The sequence below is a fragment of the Thermosipho sp. 1244 genome, assembly GCF_018588215.1.
GTDB classification, from domain to species: Bacteria; Thermotogota; Thermotogae; order Thermotogales; family Fervidobacteriaceae; genus Thermosipho; species Thermosipho affectus.
Genome location: NZ_LNGA01000017.1, coordinates 24,060 through 37,458, shown reverse-complemented (window position 1 = coordinate 37,458; position 13,399 = coordinate 24,060). Strand labels below are relative to the sequence as shown.

Here is a 13,399-nt window from a genome sequence, read left to right as displayed (position 1 = left end):
TATGAAAAAATTACTAATAATTTCAGGATTTGATCCTTCGTCAGGTGCTGGTTTAATACAAGATGTTGGTATTGCTACTGCTATGGGAATGAGTGTATATTCAGCAGTCAGTGCATTTACCAAACAAACGCTCGAAAAGACATATAATGTAAAATTTAGAGAAATTTCAGAAATTTTAGATGAGATAGAGTTATTAGAAGATGTAAGTGTGGTAAAAGTTGGAGTAGCACAACCTAAAATAATAAAGGAATTGAGAAATCTTTTTAAAAATTCAACAATTGTTTGGAATCCGGTTTTGGAATCTTCAAGTGGATTTAAATTTTTGGATGAGGAAGAAGTAAAAAGATATATGAAATTTGCAGATTATATTGTTGTTAATAGCGTTGAAGCAAAGAAAGTTGGAATATTTGATAATATGGTTATTACAGGTGGACATGAAAATACGGAGATGATAGAAATAAAATATAAAGGTAAGGTTTTTCAACATGAAAGGATAAGAGGTAATTTTAGGGGGACAGGTTGTGTGTTTTCAACATTGTTTTCTTCGCTTTTGGTTTTAGGATATACTCCTGAAGAGTCGATCAAAAGGGCATCGGAAATTTTGGTTAAAGTTTTGAAAAGATCTAAAAACAGAGTGCAGGTTGAATTATTAGCAAGAGAATGGCAAAAAGTTGAAGTCTTAGATGAATTAAATAGTATAGTAATGGATATTATGGAAATAGGTCATTTGACTATTCCAGAAGTTGGACAAAATATTTCGTATGCATTACCTTGGGCGAAAAGTGAAGAGGAAGTGGCAAAGTTTCCCGGAAGAATAAGGTTGCTTTTTGGCAGGCCTCATTTTTTAGGTGATGCAACTTATAAGGGGAAATCTCATACTGCAAGAATGACACTGGAAATGATGAAAAAATTCCCTTATATAAGGTGTACGACAAATATAAAATTTAATGAAAAATACGTAGAAAAAGCAAATAAAATAGGTCTAAAAGTGTATGAGCATTTTAGAGATTTAGAGCCTAAAATGGTAAAAGAAAAAGAAGGGCAGTCTTTGAGATGGGGAATTGCAAATATTATACAAGATTTAGATAAATCACCTGATATAATATATGATAAAGGTTTTTGGGGAAAAGAAGCAATGATAAGAGTTTTTGGAAGAAATCCTAGAGAGGTTATTGAAAAGGTAAAAAGTGTAATTTTTTAAAAAAGACTCCTTTATAGTTAAATATTGTTTTTTATTTATTGAATTTGCCTTGTTTTGTGGTATTATATATTTAGGCAAACTAGAAAAAGGAGGATTTCTATGAAAAAAATTGCAGTTATGACTAGCGGTGGAGATGCTCCAGGAATGAATGCTGCTATACGTGCTGTTGTTCGTTATGCTGTAAAAAATGATATAAATGTTTTAGGTATTCAAAGAGGTTATGCTGGGTTATTGGATGAAGATTTTATAGAAATGGATTTTGCATCTGTTGGGGGAATAATGGAAAAAGGAGGGACTATCCTAAGAAGTAGTAGATGCCCTGAATTTGTAAGAAAAGAGACTAGAAGGGAAGCAGCATCAATTCTTGCAAAGCATGGAATAGAAGGATTGATTGTAATTGGTGGAGAAGGTAGTTTACATGGTGCGATGTTTTTAGAAGAGGAACAAAAGGTGCCAGTTGTAGGAATTCCAGGAACGATAGATAACGATATTGCAATGACTGATATGAGCATTGGAGTAGATACATGCTTAAACACTGTTGTTGATGCTATACAAAAATTAAAAGATACTGCATCATCACACGAAAGGGCATTTATTGTAGAAGTTATGGGACGTTCATCTGGTTACATTGCTACAGTGGCCGGTTTAGTTACTGGTGCAGAAGCTATAGTAATCCCAGAAATCCCAGTTAATTATGAAGCCCTTGGAAATAAAATCTTGAAGGAAAGAGAAAGGGGAAAAATTAATTGTATAGTTGTAGTGGCAGAAGGTGCGGCAAGTGCTTATACAGTTGCAAGACATCTTGAACATAGAATAGGATATGAGACTAGAATAACAATATTAGGACACATTCAACGTGGGGGTTCCCCTACTGCTTTTGATAGATTGTTGGCATCTAGAATGGGAGTTGCAGCTGTTGAGTTTTTAAAAAGGGGTCAAAGTTATGTTATGATGGCTTTACAGGGAGGAAAAATCGTTCCAGTAAAGCTCGATGAAGTATTAAAACAAAAGAAGTCATTGAATATGGAATTAGTGGAATTGACGGCTTTATTGTCATGAGTGTAATAAAGTTTAGTAATGGATATGTTTGGGAAGATAATAAGTTTGTAAAAAAGAATTTTTTTGTAGAGGAAAATAAGTTTGTTTTCCCAAGAAGTTTTGATGAGGAAGTTAACCTGGAAGGGAAATATATCCTTCCAGGTTTTTCTGATTCACATGCACATATTTTAGGTGTAGGAATAAAAAAATTAACTTTAGATTTGAGCGATGAAAATTTTGAAAAAATTCTAGATATAGATAGTGATATAATTTTAGGAAGAGGCTGGGAAAAGATAGATAATAAGGAATTTTTTGATACATGTAACTCTGCAGTTATTTTGATCAGAAAATGTGGCCATGTTGCATTTCTAAATAAGAAAGCGCAAAGGCTTTTGAAAATTAACAATTATTATATTTTCGAAGATGAAATAGAAAAAATATGGGAATATATTCCTTCTGAATTTTTGGTAAGGGCTTTTAAAGAGGGGATAAATGAGTTTTTAAAACATGGGATTACGAGTGTACACTCAGATGATTTACATGGGATTCCATTTGAATTGTTAAAGAGACTTTTGAAAGAGAGTAAATTACGTGTATATGAAAAATTATGTACAAAAAATCCATGGGAATTTGGGTTTGGTAGCTATGGAATATCAAAAATTTTTGGTATAAAGCTTTTTGCAGATGGTTCATTAGGTGGTAAAACAGCATTTTTATCTAAAATGTATAAAAATGGTAGTGGTTTTGGTATTTTTACTTTGCCGGATAATTTTAGTGATATAGTGGAATTTGCAGAGAAAAATAACTTGCAAGTATGTGTTCATACAATAGGTGATGAGGCACTAAGTAGAACTATTGATTCATTTGGAAAGAAAACAGGCCATAGAATTATTCATGCACAATTTGTAAAAAAAAGGGACTTTGAAAAGCTATCTTCCTTTAGTTTTTCTGTACAACCTCATTTTTTCTTTGAAGATTTGAATTTAATATCTAGTGTTGATTTTAGTAATATACTTTTATATCCTTTTAGAAATATGTATGAAAATAATATTTTGATTTCTTTTTCAAGTGATGGACCAGTTTCACCAATTTCACCTTTATATGTAATTCAAGCTGCTTTAAAATTGGGCTTTTCCTTTAGCGAGTCAATCTCATTGTATACTGAATTTTCTGGAAAACTAATTGAAGAAAATATTGGGGTTATAAAACCCCAATATCTGGCTGATTTTATTATTTTTAAAGATAAAACGTTAAGAAATTTAGAAAAAGTTTTTGTAAACGGTGAACTTGTTTATGATACCTTAACTCTGAATCCATAAGTTTGTCCTACTTTCCTTTTTAGACCTTTTATCATACCTTTAACACATTCAATACAACTTGTATCTACTTCAAATAGACAAATTTTATTTGGGTACAGTGTATAGTGTGGTCTGTAGGGATTAGGGGTTAGATTTGGCATTATTACATTTGCCCCAGACTTAAGAGCCATTTGTCTTCCAAATGGATGAAGACTTCCCATAGCAGTGGTTGCAGGAATATTTGCAGTGGGAATTAATATTCGGGCAAGTGCTATAATTTTTAAGGTTAGTTTTAAATCACCGCCTTTTGCATTTTTCAAAGGAGTATTTGGATTTGGAATAAATGGGCCAATACCTATCATGTCTGAATCAAGTTCTTTTAAAAAGAGTAGATCTTTTGCTAATTCTCTAGCTCCTTGCCCAGGTAATCCAACCATGCACCCCGCTCCAACTTCATAGCCTAATTCTTTTAATTTAAAGAGATGTTTTTTTCTATTTTCAAAGGTATCATGTGGATGAAGGTTATTGTATAATTCTTTATCTGCAGTTTCGTGTCTCATTAGATATCTATCGGCACCGGCATCTTTCCAAATTTTATATTCTTTAAAATCTCTTTCCCCAATGCTTAGAGTTATAGCAACGTTAAGTGATTTTATTCTTTTTATTAGCTCTTCAATTATTTCAGTGGTATAGAAAGGATCTTCACCTGACTGTAAAACTATTGTTTTTATGTTTTTTTCTGATATTAATTTGGCTCTTCTAAAAATTTCATCAGGGCTCATTCTGTATCTTTTTATTTTATTATTTGGGGCCCTTAATCCGCAATATAAACAATCCATTTTGCAGTAGTTAGAAAATTCTATAATTGCTCTTATATGAATTTCATCACCTACGTATTTTTTCCTAATTTCATCAGCAAAAGATAAGATATCATCATCGTATTTGTTAGTAGATATTAAATATTCAAGTGCTTCGAGTGTAACATTATCTTTTTGAATTTTTTTCAGCATTTCTAGCATATTTTATCACCTCTAAAAGTAGTTTTCTTAAGTATGCATCATCTTTAGAATGGATATTTTCACAGAAAATAATATATTCATTATCTTCATAAAGTACTTCCGGTGGAAGATAATATTCGTTTCCCGCTTTTTCTATGAAACTTATTCTTTTACCAATTTTTTTGTTTATCCATATTTTACAATTATATTTCTTTGCTATTTTATTTAACAAATCTTTCAGTTTAAAATCTGACATCTCTCTCACCTTTGTCTATTTTGTTTAGACCATCTTTTACTGTTTCTTTTTGTTTTGTGTCAAGTTTTTCTATTTCCGTTTTTATTACTTTTTTTCCTATTTTATACGTTTTTTCAGAAGCATAATCATTTAGGTATTCATTTAATGTAAATAATGCATTTGGAGTACAAAATCTTTTTACAAAACCTGGAATTGCAAATTCCATGAAGTGTTCGCCTGTTCTTCCTGCTCTGTAACAAGCAGTACAAAAAGATGGGATGTAGTTTTCTTTTAAAAGTTCATAGATAACTTCATCTAATGTTCTTGTATCGCCAAGAATAAATTGGCTTTTTTTAATTACTTCTGGATCTTTTTCGGAATATGAACCAACACCTATGCTTGAGCCAGCATCAATTTGTGAAACTCCAAGTTTTAAAACTTCTCTTCTTATATTCATTGGTTCTCTTGCAGTTAATATTAACCCTGTATATGGCACAGCTAGTCTTAAGATGGCAACTATCTTTTTAAAATCTTCGTCGTTAACTTGATATGGAGGCCTTTTTGCTGTGGGAGTTCCAACAGCTGGTTCTATTCTTGGAAATGAAATTGTGTGAGGTCCTACTCCAAATCTTTCTTCAAGGTGAATGGTATGATAAATAAGACCCATAACTTCAAATTTCCAATCGTATAATCCGAATAAAGCTCCAATTCCAACATCATCAATTCCAGCAAGCATGGCTCTATCAAGTCCATATAGTCTCCATGCAAAATTAGATTTTGGTCCTCTGGGATGCATTTTTTTGTACGTTGGTATGTGATATGTTTCTTGAAATATTTGGAATGTTCCTATACCAACTTCCTTTATTATTTTATATCCTTCAACGGTTTGTGGTGCAGCATTGACATTTACTCTCCTTATTTCACCGTTTCCAACTTTTGTGTTATAAATATTATCAATTGTTTTTGCAATGAACTGAGGGGAATACATAGGATGTTCACCGTAGACAACTATAAGTCGTTTATGACCTTTTATTACAAGTGCTTTTACCTCATCTTTTAGTTTTTCTATAGATAGGGTTTTCCTAATAACATCTTTGTTTGAAATTCTAAATCCACAATATTCACAATCGTTTATACATTCGTTTCCTATATAAAGTGGTGCAAATAATACAATTCTATTTCCATATACTTTTTCTTTTAAATTTCTTGCTGCTTCAAAAATTTCTTCCCACAATTCATCCGAGTTGGCATTTAGTAAAGTTGCAACTTCATACGGTGTAAGCCTTTCTTTATTGAGGGATTTTTGGAGAATATTGCGTATTTTTTCACTTTCTGGATTTTTTGTAGATTCAAGTATGGAAAAAATTTCACCAGTGTTAATAAAAGTTTTCTCATTTTCTTTTTCTTTTACGAAAATATACATAATTATGCCTCCTTTTTTATTAATAAACTTTTTACTTTTACAGTTTTTAATTGTCCTAATTTTCCGGTAAAACTTCCAAGAGTATCATTATTTGCTTTGAAAAGCAAAAAGATAACAGCACTATTTTCTTCCTCAATAGGATATCCAACTCTTAATTTTATATACTTTGAGTAGTTATGTAATATCTCATTTACTTTGTCATATATATCGTTTCTGTTTCCTACCACAATATTTATAGAATAAAAATTTTCCATAAAAAAATCCCCCTTTCCAAAAATACCAAGGAAAGGGGGAAAAATCCCTTATAACTTTTCACCCCTTTCCTTGGTCTCAGGTAGCTCCCTCAACCTCAGAAAGGAACTATTTAATTTAGAAAGATTGCGTACTATTCAGCTGCGACTTTATTTTTAACTGATCTATCTGTATAGTGTGTATGTAACAACTCGTGAGCAATGTGACTATATGGTTTTTCAAGGAATTCTTCATATAGTTTTTGAACATCTGGGTTTTCATGTGATCTTCTAAGTGTACTAAGTTCATCTATTGAGTAAATAGCCATTGCACGTTTTTTGAGTATTTCTGGATCAAGGCTTTTTGGTTGTCCTCCGCCACCGATACATCCACCAGGACAAGCCATAATTTCGATAAAGTCGTAATATCTTCTTCCATCTCTCATGTCATCTAACAATTTTTTTACATTGGCTGTACCATGTGCAATTGCAATTTTAAGTTTTTTACCTTCAATATCAACTTCTGCTTCCTTAATGCCATTTAATCCTCTTACATTGTCGAATTCTAGCTTTGGTAGTTGTTTGTTTGTTATTATTTCGTATGCGGTTCTAAGTGCAGCTTCCATAACTCCACCGGTTACACCGAATATTGCACCTGCACCAGTGGAAGTGCCAAGCGGATTGTCAAATTCTTCATCTTTTAATCCGGCAAAGTTAATTTCTTTTATTTTTATTAATTTTGCAAGTTCTCTTGTGGTTATAACGTAATCTGTTGGCTGAATTTCTCTTCCATCTTCGAGTTTTATTTTTTGTTGAGGTCTTTTTATTTCATCTTTTTTGGCAGTACATGGCATTACAGATACCATAACAATATCTTCTGGATCTACACCAATCTTTTTGGCAAAATATGTTTTAACCACTGAACTCATCATCTGTTGTGGAGATTTAGCACTTGATACATTTGGGATAAATTCAGGATATTCCTTTTCAAGAAGATTTATCCAACCTGGGCAACAACTTGTAAACATTGGGAATGGTCCGCCTTCTTTTAACCTTCCAATTAACTCTGTTCCTTCTTCCATAATTGTAAGGTCTGCTGCAAAGTTTGTATCAAATACATAATCAAAACCAAGTTTTTTTAAGGATGCAACCATTTTCCCAGTACTGACCGAGCCAGGTTCCATTCCAAATTCCTCGCCTATTGCAACTCTAACAGATGGAGCAGTTTGGGCGACTAATATTTTTTCTTTTCTTTCAATTAATTTTAGTACTTTTTTCCAATCTGGAGTTTCATAAATTGCGCCTACTGGACACAAATACGCACATTGTCCACAAGAAATACAATTTGTTTCATAAACTGGTTTATCGAAGGCTGTTTGTGGAATAGTTTTATAACCTCTTTCAACCATTGAATAAATATTCATCCCTTGAATTTCGCTACAAACCCTTACACATCTTTGACATTTAATACATCTTGAAAGGTCCCTTTGGATTGAAGGACTACTATTATCAAATACCTCAGATAAATCTGTGGGATTAAAAATAGGTCTTACATCGTATTTGTGAACTAATTTTTTAAGTTCACATCTTTGGTCAGCTTCACAATACATACAATCATTCGGATGATTTGCCATTATTAATGAAAGATTAAATTTTATTGCATTTTCAACTCTATCAGAATTTGTCCTAATTTTCATTCCATCAGCTATTTTAGTGGTACATGCTGGTTGCAAAGTTCGTGCTCCCTCAATTTCTACTATACAAATTCTACATGCACCGATAGGTTCAAGTTCAGGATGGTGACATAACGTTGGAATTTGTATCCCCAACTTTTCCGCAGCTTCAAGAACAGTTATCCCGTCTGGTACCTCAAACTCTTTCCCGTTGAGAAAAATTTTTGCCATCATATCCCTCCTCTAGTTTATTAACATAAACGATATTTTTCACATTCTTATCCGAAAAATGATAAAGAAATATTATAACCTATATTTCTTCAAGTAAATTATATCACAAAGTATTTTAAAATGAAAAAACTTAAATTTGTGAATTTGTTAAAAAAATCCTAATATTTAACTCTATATTTAAATAATCTTTTCTATTAAAAATACCCAGACAGGTATAGTAAAAGCAGAAAATAATGTAGTAATTGCAACAGTAAAACTAATGTCGGAAGAGTCGCCAGTTAAAGCATCTATTAGGATAACACTGTTTATAGCAGTTGGCATAGCACTTTCTAATATAAATACCTTTCCTAAGTTTTTTTCCATGTGAAAGATAATCACATAAATTAGTGCAAAAAAAGGATAAATAAATAACCTAATTAGTGTAGTTGATAACAATAATTTGTGGTTTATTTTATTTATTGTAATTTTTGAAAGGGATAAGCCAACAAATAAAAGTAACACTGGTATAGCTGCATTTTTTAATAATAAAATTGTTTCTAAAATTGGCTTTGGAAAATTTCTATAATTTATACCAAGTAATGACAAGATATATGCAAGTATTATTACATATATGTATGGAAGTTTAAATGTATTTTTTAAACTTATTTTTTTGTCAAGAAACATTGGAACAAATATGGAACCCAAGATCATATTAATCACAGAATATATAACACCATATGATAAGGCTTTTTCACCCCAAACGGATAACAAAATGGGGTATCCTAAGTACCCCGTATTTATATAAACACTATTTGTGAATAAAAGTGATTTGTTTTCTTTGAATGGCAAAGATATAAAATAGAATATTATAAATAGTATTATTATACCGCTACCATATGTTTTCAGTTGTGATAGTGATGGTGGATAATCGTTGATAAAAGTGAAAGTTAACGTATTTGCCATTATCCAAAGAGAAATCTTTGATAAGATTTTAATGTCAAACGGAAAAATTTTACCAAAGAGGAAGCCAATTAAAATTATAACAAACGGAGGTAAGATATTAAAAAGTATCATTTTTCATTTCTACTCCATATTATTTCATTTTTGTACTTTATTTCTTTTATTTCTTCAGGATAATTTAATTTATTTCTTTCCAAAATTTCTAAAATCAAATCTATGGGTAATGATGTTTCTACCCAAATTTCTTCAACTGTTACAGTTTCTATTCCACTATTTGCAAAGTTACTCAAAACTTTAGAAAGTGCTTTTTCATATCTCTCCCAAGTAATATTGTATTCTTTCAACTTTTTATTTTCCATTTTTTTCATCCTCCTTTAATTTTTCATATGCAATTTTTGCTGCAAGTTTTTCAGATTCTTTTTTTGAAGTTCCTTTTGCTTTTGAAAATATTTTGCCGTTTATTTTTAGTATCGTAAAGAATTTATTTCCCATTACTGTAGTTTCATATACAGGAAGTTGCTTGAATTTTTCTTGGGTTATCTCTTGAAGTTTTGTTTTGTAGTCAAATATTCTTTTACCAGAAAGAAAAATTTCTATATATTCCTTAAATATATCTGAAAATAGATTTTCTATAGTATATAAGTTTTTCTTTGAATCTAAATATACAGCCGCAATTAAAGATTCAATTACATCAGCTAAGATGGATTTTTTCTCAGAACCTCCACTTCTTTTTTCTCCTTTTCCAAGGATTAAAAATTTTCCTATGTTTAATTTTTTTGCAATTTCGTATAAAATGTCTTCACTTGTAACTGCAGATTTTATTTGAGCCATAGCACCTTCTGATAGATTTTCATAATTTTCATACAAAATTGTACAAACTAATAAGTCAATAACAGAATCCCCCAGAAATTCTAATCTTTCATAAGATTCTTTTCTGTGTTCATTTGCGTATGAAGTATGTGTTAAAGCAGTGAACAAGAGTTCTTTCTTTCTAAATTCGTATCCAATGATATTTTCGATTTCTCTTGTTCGAAATTTTCCCATTCTTCCACCCCAACTACATGAATAGTTCTAAGCTTATTATTTTTGGATTCTTTCCAAACTACTTTTATAGGTACTGCAAATTCGGGTTGCAGTTTTCCTTTTTCGATCCAATATTTTGAATTTTCTACCCTGTAAATAGATGGGTTGGCTAAAACTTTCAAAATTAATGGTTTGTTTGCAATTATAACTTCATCAATTACGTCAAGTGCCTCTATTTTTTTTCCAATTTCTTCGATATTGTTTACCATAGGTTTAACGTTTATTATGGCTATATTTTTTGAAAGTGGTCCGATAATTTTTACATTTGCAAGTTCTAAATTCTTTGGAACGTTTTCAAGCAAAATCTCATTTGCTAAGTCAACAGCTTTGCCATGATAATTCATATTTGTCATAATTTTTAATAAATGTTTTAATTTGCATCCTTCTCTTTTAGCGTTTTCTCCAATCCTTTCAAGTTTGAATGAATAATAATTAAGAATTTCTTTTATTTCTTTTTTATTGAGGTCACCAAGTGGTGCGTAAAGCCCGCTGAATAATTTTAAACCAGTTTTTCCCCAACTGTCACTTTGATTAGAACCCGTAACGACTAGTATGTCTTTTGCATAGTTTTTTACCGTATTCATTTTTACTGACTTTGTACACATATTACAGGATGGTCCATTTTTCCAAATTTCTTTTTGATATAGGGATTCTAAAAATGTTAACTTTAATCCCATTTTATTTGCCGCTTTTTTAACAATTTGGATGCTTTTTTTGTAAGTAAATGGTCCATAAACAACATTTACCAATTCCACCTTTTCGGGCCCCAAAGCATCTTTACAAAGAAGAGCTGCAACTGTACTGTCAAGTCCTCCTGAAAAAGCTACAATTACTTTGTTATTACCCACAGTTTTTCTAATTTCATCTATTATGTTTTTTATTTTCTTATTTAAAATACTAATCATTTATCCCTCCTTTTTCCAATTCATGAATACTCCTTATTTTTATTCGTTTTTTATTTTTTTCAAGTAGCAAAAAATCCGGAAAAATTTTGATTATTTTGTAACCTTCGATCTTATCTCCTTTTTTAAACATTAAATTTTTTTTCCATTTGATGTTTAATAGTGGAGAAAATAAAGAGAATAACAGAAAATTCTTGTTGTATTCTTTTATAAATAATTTTAAAAAATCATTTGGGTTGATTTTTTTATTTTTTATGTGATAAATTGAAATCCCATTTTTTGGTACATCATTATTTATGTTTATACCTATACCAATTATAATACATTTTATTTTATTGTTAAATGATATTGCTTCTGTTAGAATTCCAGAAAGTTTTTTGGAATTAACATATATGTCGTTTGGCCATTTGATTTTGGCATTAATATTTAGATTTTTTAGTACATTTAAGATTACTATGGAAGATAATTTTGTATAAAAGTTTGGTTTTTTTAAGTTCCTTTTTACTAATATAGAAAACCAGAGTCCACCTTCATTTGACTCCCAATTTCTTCCGAGTCTACCTCTTCCATTTGTCTGGATTTTTGAAACAACAATAGTTCCATTTTTTAATTTTTTATATGAATTCTTTAGATAGTCATTTGTACTGTTTATTTTTTCAAAATGTATAATTTTGTTACCTTTTAGCATTCAAATACCTCCAAATTAATTCTTTATAAAATATAGTAGAAAGTAGGAGATATATTATAACTGCTATGAGTATTTGGATTAAAAAATGAAGGTTTTTAAATGGAATAATCCCCAAAGTCATTATAAGACTATTTAAGAGTATTTTTAAACAATCCTTTATAGGGAATATTTTTATATATAGTATTAAATACATTGCTCCAATAATTCCAGCAATACTTGTAGCAAATGCTACACCTATTGGCCCCCACTTCATTCCAAAAATTAAATCTAAAATTATATTTGAAAAAGAGACTATTAAAGTTGCGTAAAAGGGAATCTTTGTGTTTTTTATTGCATGAAAGCTTCTGGAAAGAGTTGAATAAATACCATAGAAAGGTAAGCCCAAGGAGTATGCAATTAAAACCTTTGAAGTTATTGCTGTATCGTAAGCGGAAAATTGTCCGTGTTGATAAAAGAATTTTATTATCTCAAAAGAAAGGTAGATCAATCCAAATGTTGAAGGAATGGTGAGTACTAGTGTTGATTTTAACGCATCATTTACGTAATTTTTAAAAAGGTGTTTTTCATTTGATATTTTTGAGAGAACTACTGTAGAAACGGAAACTGCAAATAAACCATACGGAAGCATATAAAACCTAGAAGCGTATTGCAAATAAGAAATGCTTCCTTCACTAAAAAAAGAAGAAACATTCATATCAACAACGGTATTTACTTGAGAAATAGTCATTGTAAAAAAGGTAGGAATAAAATATTTAATAAATTCTGGAAAGTATTTTAATGTAAAATAATATTTATGTGAAAAAAATGATTTTATTAAACTTAAAAACATAAGTATACTACCAAAGAGGAAGCCGAATGTTGGTGCAAGTATTCCATATTTTTTTGATAAGAATATTCCAATGATTATAGCAATATTTGATAGACTTGGAGTAAGAGCCGGCCAGAAAAACTTGTCTTTTGTATTTAAAATTGAGTATAATATTGACCAAAGAAAGATAAAGTAAATGGCCGGAGCTGTTATTAGAAGTAGCTTTTTTGATAATTCTTTTGTTTGAATGGAAGCGCCTGCACCAAATAAATTTACAAAGACTGCCGGGAATAGATAAGTAAAAAGAAGCAGCAAAAAAATTATAATAGAAAAACCGTTTATTATAGAGGATAAAAACATGTCTTTGTTTTCTTTTTCGCTGTACAATGGTACAAAAGCAGAAGACATTGCACCCTCACCGAATACTTTTCTTAAGAAAAATGGAAACATTATAGCTATAAAATAAGCATCAAGTTGGTAAGAAACACCAAAGTATTTTGCAAAGAGTATGTCTCTAAATAATCCTAATATTCTTGAAAAAAATGTTGCTGTAGAAAATAAAATACTACTAACGAATATTGACATTTTTTCCTCCTTTTATTTTTTCAATAGATATTATAGCATTAATGACAATTTTAATCTATTTATGGTA

General features: G+C 30.4%; 14 protein-coding genes. 3 read left to right on the top strand and 11 right to left on the bottom strand.

The genetic code is table 11. From position 1 onward, the window contains the following. Position 1 precedes the first annotated feature (1 nt). The 3 genes from AS157_RS04485 to AS157_RS04475 all read left to right on the top strand — a co-directional run bounded on the left by AS157_RS04485 (position 2) and on the right by AS157_RS04475 (position 3,558). Entirely contained in the window at positions 2 to 1,201 is a 1,200-nt protein-coding gene (locus AS157_RS04485) for a thiamine-phosphate synthase family protein (protein ID WP_077289983.1), read from the top strand. A gap of 99 nt (positions 1,202 to 1,300) precedes the next feature. Then, complete coding sequence (gene pfkA / locus AS157_RS04480; protein WP_077289984.1) at positions 1,301 to 2,260, top strand: 6-phosphofructokinase; 960 nt, start codon at positions 1,301 to 1,303, stop codon at positions 2,258 to 2,260. Next, a complete protein-coding gene (locus tag AS157_RS04475; RefSeq protein ID WP_077289985.1) occupies positions 2,257 to 3,558 on the top strand; it encodes an amidohydrolase in 1,302 nt (433 codons plus the stop codon). Before pfkA ends, AS157_RS04475 begins: the two co-directional genes overlap by 4 nt. On the opposite strand, the gene hydE is transcribed toward AS157_RS04475, so the two are convergent. The 11 genes from hydE to murJ form a co-directional block, all read right to left on the bottom strand. Next, positions 3,531 to 4,556: a [FeFe] hydrogenase H-cluster radical SAM maturase HydE gene (gene hydE / locus AS157_RS04470; RefSeq protein ID WP_077289986.1), complete on the bottom strand. Its 1,026-nt coding sequence runs from the start codon at positions 4,554 to 4,556 to the stop codon at positions 3,531 to 3,533. The two genes, AS157_RS04475 and hydE, sit on opposite strands and share 28 nt — an antisense overlap. Next, entirely contained in the window at positions 4,522 to 4,791 is a 270-nt protein-coding gene (locus tag AS157_RS04465; protein WP_077289987.1) for a hypothetical protein, read from the bottom strand. Before AS157_RS04465 ends, hydE begins: the two co-directional genes overlap by 35 nt. After that, complete coding sequence (gene hydG, locus AS157_RS04460) at positions 4,778 to 6,193, bottom strand: [FeFe] hydrogenase H-cluster radical SAM maturase HydG (RefSeq protein WP_077289988.1); 1,416 nt, start codon at positions 6,191 to 6,193, stop codon at positions 4,778 to 4,780. The genes AS157_RS04465 and hydG overlap by 14 nt, the downstream gene beginning before the upstream one ends. Before the next feature lie 2 nt (positions 6,194 to 6,195). Further along, positions 6,196 to 6,447, bottom strand: coding sequence for a TM1266 family iron-only hydrogenase system putative regulator (locus tag AS157_RS04455; RefSeq protein WP_075666575.1), 252 nt, complete (start codon positions 6,445 to 6,447; stop codon positions 6,196 to 6,198). A gap of 131 nt (positions 6,448 to 6,578) precedes the next feature. Further along, the gene (locus tag AS157_RS04450) at positions 6,579 to 8,327 is read right to left on the bottom strand and encodes an NADH-dependent [FeFe] hydrogenase, group A6 (protein ID WP_214494977.1); all 1,749 of its coding nucleotides are present in this window, start codon (positions 8,325 to 8,327) and stop codon (positions 6,579 to 6,581) included. A gap of 177 nt (positions 8,328 to 8,504) precedes the next feature. After that, complete coding sequence (locus AS157_RS04445; protein WP_077289990.1) at positions 8,505 to 9,380, bottom strand: AEC family transporter; 876 nt, start codon at positions 9,378 to 9,380, stop codon at positions 8,505 to 8,507. Continuing rightward, on the bottom strand, positions 9,377 to 9,625 hold the full coding sequence (locus tag AS157_RS04440) for a hypothetical protein (protein ID WP_075666578.1): 249 nt from the start codon (positions 9,623 to 9,625) through the stop codon (positions 9,377 to 9,379). The genes AS157_RS04445 and AS157_RS04440 overlap by 4 nt, the downstream gene beginning before the upstream one ends. After that, complete coding sequence (gene rnc / locus AS157_RS04435; RefSeq protein WP_077289991.1) at positions 9,615 to 10,310, bottom strand: ribonuclease III; 696 nt, start codon at positions 10,308 to 10,310, stop codon at positions 9,615 to 9,617. The genes AS157_RS04440 and rnc overlap by 11 nt, the downstream gene beginning before the upstream one ends. Continuing rightward, a complete protein-coding gene (locus AS157_RS04430; RefSeq protein ID WP_077289992.1) occupies positions 10,229 to 11,254 on the bottom strand; it encodes a 7-cyano-7-deazaguanine synthase in 1,026 nt (341 codons plus the stop codon). The genes rnc and AS157_RS04430 overlap by 82 nt, the downstream gene beginning before the upstream one ends. Next, positions 11,247 to 11,939 carry a biotin--[acetyl-CoA-carboxylase] ligase gene (locus AS157_RS04425; RefSeq protein ID WP_077289993.1) on the bottom strand — a complete coding sequence of 231 codons (693 nt, stop codon included), beginning with the start codon at positions 11,937 to 11,939 and terminating at the stop codon, positions 11,247 to 11,249. Before AS157_RS04425 ends, AS157_RS04430 begins: the two co-directional genes overlap by 8 nt. Next, entirely contained in the window at positions 11,926 to 13,332 is a 1,407-nt protein-coding gene (gene murJ / locus AS157_RS04420; protein ID WP_077289994.1) for a murein biosynthesis integral membrane protein MurJ, read from the bottom strand. Before murJ ends, AS157_RS04425 begins: the two co-directional genes overlap by 14 nt. Positions 13,333 to 13,399 lie beyond the last annotated feature (67 nt).

Bases quoted from the DNA above. Each gene is read 5' to 3' on its own strand.
- AS157_RS04485 (WP_077289983.1), top strand. From the start codon at position 2: ATGAAAAAATTACTAATAATTTCAGGATTTGATCCTTCGTCAGGTGCT.
- pfkA (WP_077289984.1), top strand. From the start codon at position 1,301: ATGAAAAAAATTGCAGTTATGACTAGCGGTGGAGATGCTCCAGGAATG.
- AS157_RS04475 (WP_077289985.1), top strand. From the start codon at position 2,257: ATGAGTGTAATAAAGTTTAGTAATGGATATGTTTGGGAAGATAATAAG.
- hydE (WP_077289986.1), bottom strand. From the start codon at position 4,556: ATGCTAGAAATGCTGAAAAAAATTCAAAAAGATAATGTTACACTCGAA.
- AS157_RS04465 (WP_077289987.1), bottom strand. From the start codon at position 4,791: ATGTCAGATTTTAAACTGAAAGATTTGTTAAATAAAATAGCAAAGAAA.
- hydG (WP_077289988.1), bottom strand. From the start codon at position 6,193: ATGTATATTTTCGTAAAAGAAAAAGAAAATGAGAAAACTTTTATTAAC.
- AS157_RS04455 (WP_075666575.1), bottom strand. From the start codon at position 6,447: ATGGAAAATTTTTATTCTATAAATATTGTGGTAGGAAACAGAAACGAT.
- AS157_RS04450 (WP_214494977.1), bottom strand. From the start codon at position 8,327: ATGGCAAAAATTTTTCTCAACGGGAAAGAGTTTGAGGTACCAGACGGG.
- AS157_RS04445 (WP_077289990.1), bottom strand. From the start codon at position 9,380: ATGATACTTTTTAATATCTTACCTCCGTTTGTTATAATTTTAATTGGC.
- AS157_RS04440 (WP_075666578.1), bottom strand. From the start codon at position 9,625: ATGGAAAATAAAAAGTTGAAAGAATACAATATTACTTGGGAGAGATAT.
- rnc (WP_077289991.1), bottom strand. From the start codon at position 10,310: ATGGGAAAATTTCGAACAAGAGAAATCGAAAATATCATTGGATACGAA.
- AS157_RS04430 (WP_077289992.1), bottom strand. From the start codon at position 11,254: ATGATTAGTATTTTAAATAAGAAAATAAAAAACATAATAGATGAAATT.
- AS157_RS04425 (WP_077289993.1), bottom strand. From the start codon at position 11,939: ATGCTAAAAGGTAACAAAATTATACATTTTGAAAAAATAAACAGTACA.
- murJ (WP_077289994.1), bottom strand. From the start codon at position 13,332: ATGTCAATATTCGTTAGTAGTATTTTATTTTCTACAGCAACATTTTTT.